At 43.0% G+C, this 16,404-nt stretch carries 15 protein-coding genes; 6 read left to right on the forward strand and 9 right to left on the reverse strand.

Annotated elements, in window-relative coordinates; genetic code table 11:
* Position 1 precedes the first annotated feature (1 nt).
* Complete coding sequence (locus V1500_RS21290) at positions 2-1,114, reverse strand: GAF domain-containing sensor histidine kinase (RefSeq protein ID WP_409306070.1); 1,113 nt, start codon at positions 1,112-1,114, stop codon at positions 2-4.
* 193 nt (positions 1,115-1,307) lie between these two features.
* Here V1500_RS21290 and V1500_RS21295 point away from each other — a divergent pair, with 193 nt between their 5' ends.
* Positions 1,308-1,691, forward strand: a complete 384-nt coding sequence (locus V1500_RS21295; protein WP_409302392.1) for a hypothetical protein — start codon at positions 1,308-1,310, stop codon at positions 1,689-1,691.
* Positions 1,692-1,792: 101 nt separating this feature from the next.
* Here V1500_RS21295 and V1500_RS21300 read toward each other — a convergent pair whose 3' ends face one another.
* Positions 1,793-2,221: a cell wall hydrolase gene (locus V1500_RS21300; RefSeq protein WP_409302394.1), complete on the reverse strand. Its 429-nt coding sequence runs from the start codon at positions 2,219-2,221 to the stop codon at positions 1,793-1,795.
* Between the two features lie 450 nt (positions 2,222-2,671).
* Here V1500_RS21300 and V1500_RS21305 point away from each other — a divergent pair, with 450 nt between their 5' ends.
* On the forward strand, positions 2,672-4,042 hold the full coding sequence (locus V1500_RS21305; RefSeq protein WP_409302396.1) for an amino acid permease: 1,371 nt from the start codon (positions 2,672-2,674) through the stop codon (positions 4,040-4,042).
* Between the two features lie 66 nt (positions 4,043-4,108).
* Here the strand turns inward: V1500_RS21305 and V1500_RS21310 are convergent, their stop codons facing one another.
* From V1500_RS21310 to V1500_RS21325, 4 genes are all read right to left on the reverse strand, one after another.
* A complete protein-coding gene (locus V1500_RS21310; protein ID WP_409302398.1) occupies positions 4,109-4,987 on the reverse strand; it encodes a DUF4349 domain-containing protein in 879 nt (292 codons plus the stop codon).
* Between the two features lie 62 nt (positions 4,988-5,049).
* Complete coding sequence (locus V1500_RS21315; RefSeq protein WP_409302399.1) at positions 5,050-7,413, reverse strand: penicillin acylase family protein; 2,364 nt, start codon at positions 7,411-7,413, stop codon at positions 5,050-5,052.
* Positions 7,414-7,562: 149 nt separating this feature from the next.
* A complete protein-coding gene (locus tag V1500_RS21320) occupies positions 7,563-8,369 on the reverse strand; it encodes an extradiol ring-cleavage dioxygenase (RefSeq protein WP_409302401.1) in 807 nt (268 codons plus the stop codon).
* Positions 8,370-8,574: 205 nt separating this feature from the next.
* On the reverse strand, positions 8,575-10,404 hold the full coding sequence (locus V1500_RS21325; RefSeq protein WP_409302402.1) for a hypothetical protein: 1,830 nt from the start codon (positions 10,402-10,404) through the stop codon (positions 8,575-8,577).
* A 177-nt stretch (positions 10,405-10,581) separates the two neighbouring features.
* Between V1500_RS21325 and V1500_RS21330 the strand changes: the two genes are divergently transcribed.
* On the forward strand, positions 10,582-10,716 hold the full coding sequence (locus V1500_RS21330; RefSeq protein WP_409302404.1) for a hypothetical protein: 135 nt from the start codon (positions 10,582-10,584) through the stop codon (positions 10,714-10,716).
* 523 nt (positions 10,717-11,239) lie between these two features.
* On the opposite strand, the gene V1500_RS21335 is transcribed toward V1500_RS21330, so the two are convergent.
* Positions 11,240-13,204, reverse strand: coding sequence for a hypothetical protein (locus V1500_RS21335; RefSeq protein ID WP_409302406.1), 1,965 nt, complete (start codon positions 13,202-13,204; stop codon positions 11,240-11,242).
* A gap of 15 nt (positions 13,205-13,219) precedes the next feature.
* Entirely contained in the window at positions 13,220-14,446 is a 1,227-nt protein-coding gene (locus tag V1500_RS21340) for an acetyl-CoA carboxylase biotin carboxylase subunit family protein (protein WP_409302408.1), read from the reverse strand.
* Positions 14,447-14,651: 205 nt separating this feature from the next.
* On the opposite strand from V1500_RS21340, the gene V1500_RS21345 reads away from it, so the two are divergent.
* The 3 genes from V1500_RS21345 to V1500_RS21355 all read left to right on the forward strand — a co-directional run bounded on the left by V1500_RS21345 (position 14,652) and on the right by V1500_RS21355 (position 15,947).
* Positions 14,652-15,218 carry a GNAT family N-acetyltransferase gene (locus tag V1500_RS21345; protein ID WP_409302409.1) on the forward strand — a complete coding sequence of 189 codons (567 nt, stop codon included), beginning with the start codon at positions 14,652-14,654 and terminating at the stop codon, positions 15,216-15,218.
* Positions 15,219-15,484: 266 nt separating this feature from the next.
* Positions 15,485-15,703 carry a DUF3006 domain-containing protein gene (locus V1500_RS21350; RefSeq protein WP_409302411.1) on the forward strand — a complete coding sequence of 73 codons (219 nt, stop codon included), beginning with the start codon at positions 15,485-15,487 and terminating at the stop codon, positions 15,701-15,703.
* A 100-nt stretch (positions 15,704-15,803) separates the two neighbouring features.
* Complete coding sequence (locus tag V1500_RS21355) at positions 15,804-15,947, forward strand: hypothetical protein (protein WP_409302412.1); 144 nt, start codon at positions 15,804-15,806, stop codon at positions 15,945-15,947.
* A 159-nt stretch (positions 15,948-16,106) separates the two neighbouring features.
* Here the strand turns inward: V1500_RS21355 and V1500_RS21360 are convergent, their stop codons facing one another.
* The gene (locus tag V1500_RS21360) at positions 16,107-16,280 is read right to left on the reverse strand and encodes a hypothetical protein (RefSeq protein ID WP_409302414.1); all 174 of its coding nucleotides are present in this window, start codon (positions 16,278-16,280) and stop codon (positions 16,107-16,109) included.
* Positions 16,281-16,404: the final 124 nt, after the last annotated feature.

Consider the following 16,404-nt stretch of genomic DNA (forward strand, 5'->3'; position numbering starts at 1 on the left):
CCTAAAATGGAATAGACACGATTATGGCAGTTCCCTTCCCTGGTTCTGTTTCCAAAGTGAAGCTCCCGTGTAAGGATTCAGCCCGGTTCTTCATATTCCTTAGGCCGTTAGAAGGCAGCTCCAGATCCGGATTATGCGAGAAACCACAGCCTTCATCTCGAATGGTCATAATAACAAGATTCGGTTTAAATGAGAAATCAAAAAATATTTCGTTCTTTCCTGCATGTTTTTGGCAATTATTAATTGCCTCCTGGCCAATGCGCCATAATGACTCCTCGATTTGAGCAGGAAGTCCCACTACTCCCTGGGAAGCGGTATCGACGTGAACACCAAGCATGTCCCCGTATCCATTCAGAGCATATATGATTCCCATTTCAAGACCCTTGGGGCGCAGCTGCCAAATCAAGGCTTTCATCTCCGCCTGTGCATGCTGGGATATACTCTGGATTTGTTCAAAGACGTCCTTATCTTGGCCCCCTTTGGACGAACCCGCTTTTGCCATAAGCGTGATGGAGTATAACAGCTGATTTACCGAATCATGCAAATCCTGGGCAAGTCTGTTGCGTTCCTCTATAAGAGCCACCTCCCTGGCTTGCTCAGTTAAACGGATCCTTTTGATAGCGTTGCCTATTTGAAATGCAATTGATTCAAGAAGCGCGAGCTCCTCCTTTTTAAATCTGCCTTTGCCAGCGGACGCAATATTCATTATGCCAAATTTTTCTTCGCCGGAACGTAATGGAACAGTGGCATGATGGGTAAGCCCCAGCGTATCCCCCCAATTTTGTTCGGATGCATCCTCCAGCCTCTTACACTCTAAAATATTTGTGGCCTTTAATAATTTTCCAGTTTTGTAATGGTCGACACACCAGCAATTATTCCCGCACATCGGCTTATGCTTGGTATTCAAAAGAGCCGGGGGGAGATTTTTGGCGGCAGTCAGGGTTGAATTTCCATTCTCATCAAACAGGAAAATCCATCCGGTTTCAAAACCGCTTACATCAAGAAGCTGGCTTAAGACTTGATATAATGTCTGATTAATATCCGTTCCCTCATTTAGTTTTTCGGCAATTTCCTTAAGAATCGTCAGCTCCGATAAATGGTCCTGGTCGCCCATATTTGTTCTCCCTTTTGTCATATTGGTAGAATTTTCTCTATAATTAAATATACCATTAATAGTCTGCAATAATTAGCCTTCCAGTTTCTTTACATACAATAGTTTACCACCTGCAATTATCACTGGTGGCACCCTTCATTCTCAGTCTCATATATTGTATAGTGCCCATTGTAAACTGAGAGGAGATTCCCCTATGTACTTTCCTGAAACACATTATCCGAGCTTCCCCTTTCGCTACATGAGTCATGCAGCCCAACCAGTCTATCCTTTCCGACAGCAGTTTCCTTCCCTAGATGTTTCAACATTGCAAATTTCCGTTAAAAGATTTCGTGAACTCATTGCACAGGCAAATATACTTTTAAACTCCCTTGAGAATAGACAATTTGCCCAGCAGATTATGGCGAGTGCTCAAAAAGGCGATGACCCAGCTGTACAAAGATTGGTACGATCCATTGGAGTCAGGGTGCCTGTCACCACTCGTTTCACGCCTACCGGTGTATTTTTTAATCTGCGAATCAATCCGCTCCATGAGGAGAATTGCTGTTCTCTTTCCGTCGGTTTAAGATGGGGCGAGTGATAAATGAAGCCCGTTTAAAGTCTTGATTTCTTTTAAAAAAGCGTAAAGCCTCTGCTGCCAGGCTTTACGCTTTTTTATCATGCTTAATCCTATCAAAATATTTATAATGCATTGTAAACATTTTCGCATTCTTCCCCGGTTGGCTCATAAAAACAATGAAGTTTATAGCGTCCAACTATCGGCTGGTCATACCAGGTAGAAGGACAATTCCCTTGTGGCCTGAAATACCATAAGCTGAATCTGGCGGGCCATAATCTCTCCCCGTTAATGACCCTGCGTGCCAAGGCTCTTTCAGACTCACGGGGCCTCTGGTAAAAATACCCCTTCTGAACTGCCTCAAAAGCATGCGGTTGATAGACCATTTGCGAAATGGTCCTAATCCCTCTAAAATCAGAACAGTTTGCTCTTATTCTATTGATCCCTACATTTCCGACCATGAGCATTCCCTGTTTACCTTCACCCTCAGCTTCCGCTCTCAGTAATCTCGCCATCAAGTCAATATCTTGCTGTCTAGCTTTTACAACTGCCATATCGTCACCCCCGATTGGTGTATCTCTTTATCATATTGATATCTCCTGTACATGTTGAAGGGTTTTCATGCAAAACTGCAAATCCTCAAGCCAGCATCTTCCCTTTTTATCAATATTAAATAATTTCATTATAATAATTTACGATAAATTATAAGCATTATGTTCTAGAGAACAGGAGAGTGAGAGAAAGTGTTATATTTCCTTTGCGCCATTTTATCTATACTATGTACCTAATTAATGCAACGTCACTTTACAAACAATTAGTTTATTACTATTATTTTTAAGAGAATGGTTAGAAATGTTTGAATCTTATTATGGTACTATGCGATTTGAAAAGAGTATAGACTAACACTAACCTTCGGATACATATGGATTTCTTTACTATCCAATATTTCAGAAAGCGCTTACCCGACATGGAAATATGGTTAATCTACAGCAAAGGAGCTCACGATGGCAAACAAAAGAGAAGAATCACAACTGCATAGAGGATTGGAACAGCGGCATGTTACCCTGATGTCGCTTGGAGCGGCGATTGGCGTAGGCCTTTTTTTAGGCTCTGCAGACGCAATCCAGCTTGCCGGCCCAGGAATTTTATTGTCTTATGCAATAGGAGGGCTGGTTATATTTTTCATAATGAGAGCGCTTGGTGAAATGGCAATAAAAAACCCTGTCGCCGGTTCCTTCAGCCGTTATGCCAGGGATTTTATCAGTCCGCTTGCAGGCTTTATCACTGGATGGAATTATTGGTTTTTATGGATTGTCACTTGTATGGCAGAAATAACAGCGGTTGGTATTTACATGCAGTTCTGGTTTCCCGGGACTCCCCAATGGGCTTGGGCCCTGGCTGCCTTATTGATCATGACCTGCATTAATTTCCTGGCTGTTAAAGCATATGGTGAATTGGAATTCTGGTTTGCTTTGATAAAAATCGTTACGATTATCGGGATGATCATTGTTGGAGCAGGAGTCATCTTTTTCGGCTTTGGGAATGGAGGTGCTGCTGTAGGAATCAGCAACCTTTATGAGAATGGCGGTTTCTTTCCTAACGGACTTAAAGGAGTTCTATTGAGCCTTCAAATGGTGATGTTCGCATATCTTGGCGTTGAAATGATCGGAGTTACAGCAGGTGAAGTAAAAGACCCGAAGAAATCCTTATCACGTGCCATTGATTCTGTGTTTTGGAGAATTTTGGTGTTTTATGTCCTGTCCTTGACAGTTATAATGTCCATTTATCCATGGAATGAAATTAATCACAAAAACAGTCCATTCGTTCTTACCTTTGATAAGATCGGCATACCGGGAGCAGCCGGTATTATTAACTTTGTCGTACTGACTGCAGCATTATCTTCATGCAACAGCGGAATCTTCAGTACGGCAAGGATGCTATTTAACCTGGCACAACAAAACGAAGCGCCAAGAGGCTTTGAACGCACAAATAAAAACGGCGTGCCTGGCATTGCCGTTATCGTATCCGCAGCAGCTCTTCTTATAGGTGTATATTTAAATTATATCGTTTCTGAGAAAGTGTTCAGCTGGGTTACGAGCATAGCCACATTCGGCGCTATCTGGACGTGGGGCACCATCCTTATTTCACAGCTTCGATTCAGAAAAAGAATGCATTCAAGTGAATATAAAAAACTGGAATATAAAATGCCCTTACATCCCATCAGCAGCTATTTTTCATTAGGGTTCTTGCTATTAGTCATCGTTTTACTGGGTTTTTCAGAAAACACTTTCATAGCGCTCATCGTAGGCCCCATTTGGATTTTATTGCTGATTGCCGCTTATTATGGGCGTGGCATGCATAAAAGGCAAAATTAAAGGATCAGGCACATCCTGCATCATAATCGAAAACCTCCCCGACGGCTGGGAGGTTTTCGATTATGGTTACTTCTTCTTCCTTTTCCCTATAAACCTGTAGCAAATAAAACAAATAATCGATAATAGTACCAGTACCGGCAAATTTCCAATGATGAACACGAATAGGGCCGAAGCCGCACCAAGCAGGAAGTTCAGGCTTGCAGCGAACTGTCTTTTTGTTTTTTCCCATGTATTAAGATCACTGCTCTCAAGATCGGGAACTACCACAAGATCCTCATGCATGGATATCTGCACAGTGGAATATGCCACCTGATTATCGAGGAATTTCATCCTGCCCAGGATGGTTTCCATTTCTTCCTGAACGGAAGCCAAATCAGCGGAAATCTTTAGCAGGTCCTCAGTTTTTGCTGCTTTCTTCATAAAATCCAGGAGCCTCGCCTCGACTGCCCGTTTGGACTTGAGCCTGGACTGAAGATCTACATATTCCTCGGTAACATCTTCACCTTTCATATTTCTTTCAAGCACCTTTACAGCCGCCTCTTCGGTATCATGTAGAAACTGCTGAAAGTTTTGTTCCGGGATTCTTGCTGTCATCACTCCGCTTAGTCGCCCTTCCCCTTCGTCAAAAGAGGTGGACTCAACGATATAGCCTCCGTATTCCTTAACTTTATCTTCGATTTTTTGCTGAGTTACCTCAAATTTCTTAACTTCTATATTGACGGTTGCTGTGTGGATAACCCTTCTTTCTGTAGCAGCATGCTCCTGTTTTGCATCTTCCTTGCTATTTTCCTGGCTATCGCTGCCGACTGACGCAGAATCAGACGCTGATTGTTCAGTCGACTTACTATCTGACTTGGAGCTTCCTCCATCAATTGAAGAATTGCTGCATCCATTCACCAAAAGCAGCAATGCTGCCAATATTAACACTACTTTTTTTATGGGCACACTGTTTCCTCCAGTCGCTTTTACTAATTTGACGCTGCATAGGGGGAGAAGTTACAGCCCATTTATTGCGGCTTTAATACAAGAAGATCTCCAGATGGTTCTTTTATTTTGGTCGTGTGATACCTGCCCTGCACCCAGTCATCCAATTGATCATGGTACCATTTACTCTTAACATGACCGGACTGTCCCGGACCTACCAAATGGTAGCTCTTAGCCAGATTATTTATGTCGATGACAAATCTCCAGGAGCCGCCATGGTTGACGATTCCATCCTCAGTAAAAGCTGCGGCTTTAACCGTAACACTGCTGCCTCCTGTAGGAGTCCCTCCTTCGGGGTTAAATAAATACTGGAGCGGCGTAACACTGGATAATGGATGGGTGAACTTGACCTGATGGAACTCTCCCCATTTCCAATCGGCTATATCCTCCCCTTGTGTTTCACTAATTACGTCAAGCGAAAGCCTCAGGGAATCAGCCAATACCTTGGATATCCCTCCGTTTTCTTTTAGCCAGGGCCCCGGCTCTCCGTCCAATCCACGGCGTAAAAGCTCATCAACCGCTTGTTTTTTGCCACGGAAAAGCTCAAGCATTTCGTCTGAAACCTGTTTATTAAAGATTACTTCAGGAATCTTTGTCATCCACACATTAAAAATCAATGGAGCTGCTTGCTTGTCTGAGTCGATATAGTCCCATTCTTTTAGTGCTGAAACGGCCTCCCGGATTTTGGAGTTTCGGTTACTCTCCAGCACCTCTATAAACCGAGGAACAAATTCCCTGGCCTGCAAATTCATTTCATCCATTTGCAGTTCCTGCATATCCTTCACAGTTAAATCATTTTTGGAACGCAGGAACTCCTGGATTCGCATTTGTCTGTATGGCTGGGCCCAGTTATTGCTGATATGGTATGGATAATCATCAGATATAACTTTATTATTGGCTGTTGACAGAAACCCGTCCGCCGGATTTACTGCTTTTGGGAGTTTGTCAAAAGGGATATAGCCTGACCATTCATATTCATCAGTCCAGCCCGGTACAGGTAACAGGCTGTCACCTTTTCGGATGGGTATTTTTCCATTGGCTTTATAAGCAATAGTTCCATCTTGTGCTGCAAAAACGAAATTCTGCGCAGGTGTATGAAATTTTTTTAAAGCTTTTTCAAATTCATTCCAGGTGCCGGCTTTATTCATATCCAAAACTGCTTCCAGCTCAGCTGAGGCTTCCAGGGCGGTCCATTTTAGCGAAAGGACTGTATTTTTTCCAGTTTCTCCGGCAAACTCCGAAATCACGGGTCCATGACGGGTAATGGTTACGTTATAGTCCACGGTCTTTCCGTCTTTTACTTTGATGGGTTCCTCGATCACTTTTGCCTTTTCCCAGTTCCCCATATAGCTGAATTCGTTCTTGTTGGATGGATTTCTTTTTTCAATATAAAGATCCTGTACATCTGGACCTGTATTTGTCACCCCCCAGGCAACCTGTTGGTTATGGCCGAGAATGATTCCCGGAATTCCTGCAAAAATAACCCCGCTCACATTGACTGTAGGCGCTTCCAAGTGCATCTGATACCAGATGGATGGGGTAGCAAGGGCAAGATGGGGGTCGTCTGCCAATAATGGCTTTCCTGATGCTGTCTTTTTTCCGCTGACAACCCAATTGTTGCTCCCATTGAACTCAGGGGGAATGATTGCATCGGCAAAGCTTTTCTCAATATCCAGGCTCTCTTCGCCAATTATGTAAGGTGCATGTTTCGGATACGCAGGAAATAGATCATACGCCTTGTCCTTTTGGAAATTCTCAATTAAATATTGTCTGAATGCCTGGTCCTCCCAGTTGCCTCCCAAATCAAAGGCCATGTACTTTCCTATGGTCAATGAATCCACAACAGACCACGGTTCGGGCGTATATCCAAAAATTGAGAATTCCACTGGCCATTTGCCTGTCTTGTTAAGTTCATTTATGTATAGATTTACCCCGTCAGCGAACCAGTTTAATACATTTTTCCCCTCGGCTGAGTACTGTTCGTAGGAATCCTGTGCTGCCCGTCTGAGCCCAAGGGTGCGAAAATACTTATCATTTTGCAATGTTGCATCTCCAACAACCTCACTAAGCCTGCCAGATGCCTGGCGCCTGCTTAAATCCATTTGGAATAAGCGATCCTGAGCCTGGATATATCCTTGCGCCATATATAAATCCCGTTCATTCTCCGCTTTCAAATGAGGCACTCCAGATGAGTCGCGTATCACATTTACAGGGGCTGACAGCGCTTTGAGTACGATTTCTCCATCTGTCTTTGGCAGAGACCTGGATATGTAGATATTAGCCCCAATCACAGCTGCAATCACTAAAAATACAAGGGCTCCCCCCAGCCATAGAAATAACTTTTTCCACTTCACTTTTCTCTTTTTCTTTTCTATCACAACTTCCATACACCAACCCCCTGATCACTGCACGTCTCTATTTGTTTTTCTTCAACATATATTCAAGGGGGAAAGTCGTTTTTCCTACTAATACTCACGTGGAAATAACAAAAAAGCAGCGGAATATCTCCGCTACCTTAAAATTCTTAGAAATTGGTTTATTGATAAGAAGCACATATCAAGCCAAAGTATGTGGGGCACTCATAGGAATGCAAATCGACAATTCTGTCTTCGGCAGGTATCGCGCCTGCGAGAATCAGTGTCTGCCAGATACCGTCAGGTTTTGCTGCATCAATGAATGACAAGTCCCAATCCATCATTTTTTCCAGTTCATTTGCTTTAATAAGCTGCACGGCCTCTTCATCCAATTGCTGCGCAGCAGGATCAAAGCCGTAAGGTCCATTCTCATCATGAGCATGTGACCAATCACAGCTTGCAATCAGTCCTACTCTCTTTCCTGATTTCTGTACTGCCTCTCTAATCGCTGTCCCAAATCTAATATGCAGTTCAAAGCTCACTTCTCTGCTTGGAGTAATAATGACGACAGGCACCTCGGGCATAAAGCGAAGCGGTACCATTGCTCCCCAATCAAGAGGCAGACAAGAATACGGTCCCTCACTTGTCGCATAATTAATTGAAGCTGCCGGGATATCTTGCTTTCTGGATTGTTCTACTATCAACCTGGCTAGGGTACGGTCCGTGGGTCTCTCCATCCTGTAAACCGAACCATTCTCTTCAAGCACCCCTGTCAATCTCTCTGAATCAGCAATAGAGAATTGGCCATTAATCCTGGTACCATGTGGAGTAAGCAAAATGATACAGTCAGGCTTGGCTTCTTCCATCTTTTGTCCCATTTTCTTCATATTATCTCTTGTAACACCCATTCGCTCCGGTAACTCTCCACTAAGTTCAGGAATGATTTCTCCACCATGGGGAGCAATGCAGGCAAAAACTAAAGGACTCATTTTACATCTTCTCCTTATGTTTATTTTTTTGGCCGGACATTCTTCCAGCCCGCAGGATATGTATGTTATGCACTAGCTTGGAAGCATGATGGTTATTTATTTTCTTGCCGCAAAAAAGAGAAGGCAGATATCCTTCCTTCTCATTGTAGTACCGGTAATTTTCACTGTAAATTAAAAAACTGAATATATTTTGTATTTTATATCTTCAATCATTCTGTCCATCAGGATAATGAAATGCATAGACACAATAGAGAAACTCGCTAAATAACAAAGAAGACTCGCCAGGCAATTCTCCGTTCCCTGCGACACTGGTGCAAATATCCTCACCCCATTGCTGGGCACTGTCGTTATTCGGATTGTAAAAATAGACTCTTATCTGTCCGGCATGGTCTTTTGCCACTCTTTGGATCAAAACCGCATGGGCACCAAGAGGCTGCCCGCTCGTGCTGTAAATCAATATTCCGGCTGGCTGAGGCAGTTCAGTAATGTATGTCGGCTCTAGGGGATTATAATATTTCTTAAATTTATCGCGAAATTTGGTATCATGATATATATCAGTAAATCCCCTCATCACCTTAGGCCCATAAAAAGCCGGGTTGATCCATTTATGAATATCCTCTCCCCTGAATCCCGTCCTCTTTATCATTTCTGCATAAACAGCGTCAAGGTGCGGAAGCAGGACCAGTGAAACGGGATCCATTCGTATGCTTTCATCCATATCGTTTTTTATGAGAGTATCTGATTGGATCATGCTATTTTCATATGGTATGGCAATTGAATCATTCACTATGGCACTATGGTAGAGGTCCAGCAGATACTCCGGATTAATTTGGGACCAATAGCTGAGAGCCCTTGTTGACTGACACGTAGGATTATTGCCTTGGCCGATTCCCAAGGGAAGGCCCAATACTTGAACCATCCCAGACACAATTAAAGTCCTGGATGGTAATTGATCTTGAAAGCGGCTCAAAGCTGAAAGCCTTCGCTCAGCTTCTGCACACGGCTTACTAAGCATGATCCGTTTTATGGCTTCTGTAAAACGATCCGTAAAAATATCGCGTTCGAGCAGCCTAGCTAATCCATATAGTGATTGCTTTGTTTTCCTTGTGATGGACCATTCAATCAATTCCATCATCAACGGCAGGTGAGACTCTAGCTGCTTTAAACCAAGTGCATTAATTCCCAGCACCTTGCCAATCCACGCAGGCTTGTTGGCATTGCAATATCGGAGCAGGCTTGCATGATATTCTGATACTAAGCCTGTTTCATTCATTAATTCGCAACAGCGCTCAGCTTCCCTGCACAGCAATTCCTCAGCCATTAAGCTAAAATTCCCATGCCAGTTATCTGCATGCTGCCTGGCAATGTTAGTGGGGTATAGCAGAGCCTGCTCAAATCTTTCAAAATCGGGATTCGTTTCTTCCAGCATCCTTGAATGCTTGCCGGTCACAATTAGGTCCTCTATGGTGTCTGTGACTATGGGACGCTGCACGGCCAGGGTTTGAATTTTACCATTTATATGATCCAGCACATTTGAGCTTGAGTACCTATTTATAATAAACCTTAACAATGTAATGGTATTATGGGGCCTTTGCTTAGCCTCGATTCTTGTTTCTTCGGTTTCTGCAGGATAAAGAATATCCAAATTTTCCGCAATGACCTGATCCAAATAATTTTGTGCATCACGGCTGCTTATACTGCCATGTTGATACTGTTCAAGGGCTATCGCCAAAAATCTTAAATTGCTCAACACTTCAGCAGCTGCTGTTGCTCCTCCAGCCTGTATCGTCCCACGGACCAGGGGCGGCTGCAATTTATCTGTCCGTTTCCATGGACCTTCAAAAAAACCAAGCTGATCCAATTGCGGGGCATGCTGGAACAAAATTTGCAGGCCAGCTTCATCGCCAATCAAGCGTAAAGCCTCAGCATACAGACTCTTTCGGCAAAAGTCTTTTTGAAATTCTCCGGACTGTCCAAAGGCGCTTACGAGAGCTGCGAAATATAGATTTTCTGAATTCCTTAATAAGCCCATCAAAACAAGTCCTTCCATATGGATTTACTATATTATAGACAAAAACAAAAAATATTCTATAAGCTGCTGAAAAAATAGGCTCACGCCTTATAAATTCGATTATTTATCCAATAATTAATCGGCCGTTCTTGTTTTAATTGAGCCATTTCGGGAAAAAGGGGACAAAGGAGGGATTTTGTAATGAAAGAAGACAACCTAAGAGAAGTTGAACAAAAATTTCAATCAAACAAGAACCCGGTTAAGGACTTAACAAAGGAAGGGCGTCATCCCGATCAGCAGCACCGCCTTAAAGACCAAGAAAATTTAAGGAAGTAAACAGTATATTTATACGAACAATATAAATAAATATACATTCGCTTGTATATCATATGCAACCTTTTTATTCATGATATCAAAAAATCTGTGTTCTTCTCGGAACACACAGATGGCCGGCAAAAAGGGGCTCGGAATGGAAGCATTCCGAACCCCTTTTTTAATTTGATACATTTGATTCCTAAGCTGGCAACAGTTTGGCAACGCTCCATCATAACGTCAGAACCGCGGGATCAGTAGGGCAGTCAGGTGAGACCTCCATGAACAGCAGCGGAAAAGAGGCTCACCGCCCGCTCCGAGGGTTCATTCACTGCAACCAACATAATCGTTTAACAGATCCAAAAAACGTAGGCAAACTCATTTTTTATCTCGTTTGTTTACAGTCGTCTGGAACCGTTTCTTTTCGGAAGCGCAGAATTGGTTCCTCGATTCTACATCAGGCAGTTTCTCTCCGACTTCCGGTAAAGTAAAGCCCCATGTATCAAGAAGGGCTGTGTCCATTTTAAGAACACAGCCCTTCTTCCTGTTATATCCAGGTGTAAGCTTCTCCCCAGCTTTCTCTGGATAATGCTTCTACCCTCTGCACCAGTTCATCGTCCACCATATACGTATCTCCCTGTTCATAAGGATTATAGTGGAAGGCGTACATCCTTGCGACGAATTGATGGAATGGCAGGGATGCCTCACCCTCTAATTCGCCATGGCCGGAAACGCTTGGTTCAATTTCCTGACCCCAATTCTGTCCGCTATCATTATTAGGATTATAAAAGTAAATGCGATATTCTCCATCTGAATCCAGATCAATTCGCTGAATAGATACAGCGTGCAGTCCCAGCAGCTTTCCGTGTACATTTGTAATGAAGATGCCTACCGGATTTGGATAGATGAGTTCATATCCTTCGTTATATTCTGGATGATGGGTCGCATAGAATAAACGGACAAAGGCTGGATAATCGGTAACATATCCAGTAACGGAATCAATCGCATTGAGAAAGCCGCGAGGAATCCATTCTCCGTAAAACTCGGGATTCACCCATTTATGGCCGTCCTCTCCGCGCAGGAGAGTCCTTTTCATCATTTCGTTATAAATTTTATCCAGATGCGGGACAAGTACAATTGAAACAGGATCCAGCTCTTGATGGATTTCCCCTCCGGCAACTCCGCCCTCCAGTTCAATGGAATGAATGACTTCTCCTTCAAACGTCATATCTACATCTTGGTCGCGTGCGGCCCGTGCGATATATTCAAGGAGCTGGCCGATTCCATGCTGTGCCCAAAGGCTGATGGCTCTAGCGGATTGGCATGTAGGGTTTAATCCCTGCCCGACTCCAAGAGGCTGGCCTAGAACACTTACTGTTCCAGCAACCAGAACACCGTTTGCTGTTATTCCGTTCCTCTTATGCTCAGGCTTAAGGAGTGCCTTTTTAACCGCCGGATGAATATCCAGATCCAGAAGCCTGCGGATGGCAGGAAGCAACGGCTCCTGTGTTAAAACTCCCCGGTCCAGCATATTGGCAAGTCCATAGACAGACTGGCATGTCTGTGGATGGATTGATAATTGTATAATGTCATGAATCAGATCTGTGTTTGCATTAAAGCTGGCTGTGCCGGTCTCGGATAGATTCAAGGCAACCGGGATCAAATCAGTATTAGCACGATTCAGGTACCGGATAAAAGTAGCGTGGAATGGAGAAACAAGGCCTGTTTCTTTCATGGACCTGGCAAACGATTCAGCCTCTTCCCTTAAATCGCTCTCCTCCACTTGTTTAAGAAAGCCCTGGTACTTCCTGAAGTCTTTAAATTCATTACTTAATTTTGTGGGAGCCGTCATGGCCCGTTCAAAAGCCCTTAGAGTTTCTTTTGTGTCGTTTTCGATATCAGACTCGACCATATTCTTAGCCATTTCAATCATCTTTTTGATGCGATCCACCATGATTGGCCTCTGTACGGTCAAACGTTCGATTTCCCCGACAATTTTATCAGAGATTGCGTTGTAGGAGAGCTCATTGCCTAAGTATTGAAACAGAAGCTCGGCTCGCTTAAGATGCGGGCCCGCTTCAACCCTGGCTTCCTCTGTTTCAGGAGGAAACAACAGGTCAAGATTAAGTGCCAGCACTTCATTCAAAAAGGAACGCGCATCTTCCTGGGAAAGGTCGCTGTGCTGATAATCCCCCTTTGCAATGGCGAGCATTCTCATTTCACTCAATATCTCGATAATGGAATTGACGCCCTTTAGCCGCAGCGATCCTCCCACAAACGGGGGTTGGAGTTTAGAGGCATCTTCCCATGGGCCGCCGTGGAATACGCCAATTTCATCGAATCTTGGGGCGTTTTCATATAGAACCTGCATCCCCTCTTCACTGTTAGCCAGTTCAATTGCCAGCTGGAACACATTTGTCTGATACATGCTTTTCGCAAATGGCTTGGCACTGTTTAGCGATTCGAGTGCCTGTTCAAATTTATCCTTCAAAGAAGCTGTTTCTACAACCATTATTTTCCCCACCTATCATTGATAAAAATCAAAGTCTTCATATTCTTTCAGCAACTCGCGCATTCTTTCACTGTCTTCTCCAAAGAAAAAGATGGTTCCATAGTGATTTCCAAAGCCAACACGCTCAGCTACCTTTGACGTAACCGGAATAAACATGTCATGCTTTTCGAAGTAAGGGTCGTTTTTCAATTCATCTGGAAAGTTCAGCTTTTCAATCAATTTAACTCGCGGATAAACCATTAGGCTGCCTGCATAGCCCTTTGCCGATGTAACCTCTTCAGGGAAAAATTGATCCAATTCCTCCTCGGTAGTATCAGGGTCACTGCAAAGAATTTGTGCCTGGAATGCACTGAAGCCATATGCCCTCTCAATAAGCTCGAAAATGTGTCCTCCCGGGACCCTTGCAGCGACTTCCCCAAAATTCAATGACCCATCAGGTGAAATGAAGTATTCGGGATGGATTACACCGTACTTTATTTCAAATGCATCGACCAACTTTTGGATTTCCTTCCTGATTTGCGGTCTCCACTCTTCCAGGGATGGAGAGGCCGGGATGAAATTGGAATGCCCTAGCTGTACATACTCCGTAATGTTAAGGAATTTAACCTGACCGTTATGGATAAAAGCTTCACAAGAAAATTCCTGGCCATCAAGATGGCTTTCCATCAGGCAAGGGAATTCCTGGTCACTCATCAGGTCAATATCTCTTGCATCACGAATCAGCCTGTGGCCTACTGTTCCAGCCTTGTTCAAAGGCTTCACATGGATAGGATCATTCAAGTCCCCATCTAATTTGATCAAAGCTTCATTAACTCTCTTTAAAAATCGGGAAACATCCTCCTTTGAGTACGCTTCCTCGAAGACCCCGACTTTGATTCCCGCCATTTGGGCCTTCCTTTTCATCAGTCCTTTATCGCGCAGCAAAAGAGAGCGGTTGAAAATGCGGGGATCATCATTGAATTTGGCATTCAGCACGCCTGCCCACTCTACAGTTTCTTCATAAATCGGTACAGCTACCTTTACATTAAGCTTGGCAAGCTTCTCATACAGCTCATCAGAAACCTCATTTAGGCGTTCAAACTGCCAAGCCACAAAATTTATGTCATTTTTATCTGCAAATTCCTGGAATTCTGGTGGTCCTACAACCACATAAGGCCGGTCTAATTTATCTATTGCTTCAATCGCTTGCAAGCTCCAGCCGAGTAATGCAGTTAATTTCTGTCCATTCGTTTCATTGACCATTTTTTCTTTCCCCGCCTTTTAATAGTTTAAAAGTTTCATAAAGACTGATTTAAATAAATCAGCTTTAACGAGATATATATTTCCTATTTTTCAACAATTCAAACATTTTCCGGAAAATTGGTAGTTTAAGATTCATTATTTATTGGTATTAATATGTCAGATAAGATAACCATCTCATCTATCTATTAAAAGGAGCTGCCAAAACATGACTGAATGGTACAGTAAGCTTACTTCTTACTTTCCACCTAGAGAAATGAAATCGAAGGAACATATGCAAGTACTCTTTTCTGAAAAAGAAGATACCTATAAACGGGACGAGGGTCCAGAATTCATTGTCGTTTATTTTGAAAATGATCACAGCATTTTCGTAGACTATATACTGATCAGCGGAAATAACAGAGGGTCAGGCATAGGAAGTGCCTTGATCAATCGACTAAAAAGAAAAAACAAACCTATCATCCTGGAGGTAGAGCCGATTACTGATAAAGACCCGGATTCAAAGAAGCGGGTTAAGTTCTACGAAAGAAACGGATTCCAAAAAGCGGATTCCATTTCCTATGTCAGAGAACATATGGTTACTGGAGAATACAACGAAATGGATATCTATTACTGGTCTCCAACAAGAATAACTGAAGAAGAAATCTATGAAAAAATGAGGCATATCTATGAAGAAGTACATGCCTATAAAGCTGAGAGCATTTATGGTAAGCGCTCTCAAACAGCGGATGAAGTTCTTGATTTCAGAAAGAAAAGAATGAGCCGTGCAAAATAAATCCTTTTCTGGTTAACAATATATGGAACATGGTTTAACAATCTCATAGTGACGGGAATATCAACTCCAAACAAAAAGACATTGTGTCCTGCCGAAAAGCAGGAGAGAACCATATTTTTGGGAGCCTATATGAGTCAGCATTCTGCCATATAAACTCCAAACAACTCTTTTTTTGAGTCATATTCTGCAGACCAGGAAGCTGGCATCGAAAGGACGCCAATGAACTTAAGCCTTTAGAAAATTTTCCAATTAGGAGTGGCTAAACTATGGGAGAAATACAGAAAGGAATCATCGACCGTTTTGAAGGTGAATATGGCATTGTTAATATAAAAGGAGAACATGAGGGTATACCTATCAATCTATTCCCTGCAGAATCCAAACCGGGAGACCTGATTGAAATTGACGGCACCATGATTACCATTATTGACAATGAAACAGAACGGCTCGCCGCAGAAGTGGAAGAGCTGCTGGATGATGTTTTATAGAAATACAGCCGGCTCTTGCCGGCTTTTTATTTTGTTTGTTTTATTACATGCATAAGGGGTATATGTACACTTCATGATCTTAAATAAGGAGGAAATGAAATTGAGCGAAAAGAATACGGATTATCAAGCAGAGAATATGACAGATCTTGTACAGCTTATTAATACTAATAACAATAGCGGGAAAATGAAAAAGATTATTGACGAACACAAAAAGGCTAAAGAACAAAAACGAAAAGAGAAATAAAAAGTGCGGCGGCAGCCGTATTTTTTATTTCCCTGGCTGGTTATGGTAATCGCTAACCATCATACCAGTTGCACGGCTCCTACTAAGCCGTTCGTAATAATTCTGCCCATCTTTATCGCAAGGTCTATCATATAAAAATCCCTTCAGTTCATCTAGCATTCAGGCTGCAATTCCGACCCGATTCCCTGTTGTCTGTAGTCTGACAGTACCTCTGGGAAGAGGAATATATGCTGAAAATACTCCATCACTTACAGCAGCAATGAAACCTGCCACCTGGTTCGCCTTTTGCTCTATCGCCGAAATTACCCGATAACTGTCAGGGAGCAATTTCAAATGCTTTTCCCTGGATGACGGCCGGGGCCATTCATCGAAGCATCCGGCAAGCATATCTGGCAGAATTCCCGCTGTTGAACCCCTTTACTCTCACACCAAAATGATAAAAACCATTAGATGGACA

This window comes from Peribacillus sedimenti (assembly GCF_046237635.1).
In the GTDB taxonomy this organism is placed as follows: Bacteria; Bacillota; Bacilli; order Bacillales; family DSM-1321; genus Peribacillus; species Peribacillus sedimenti.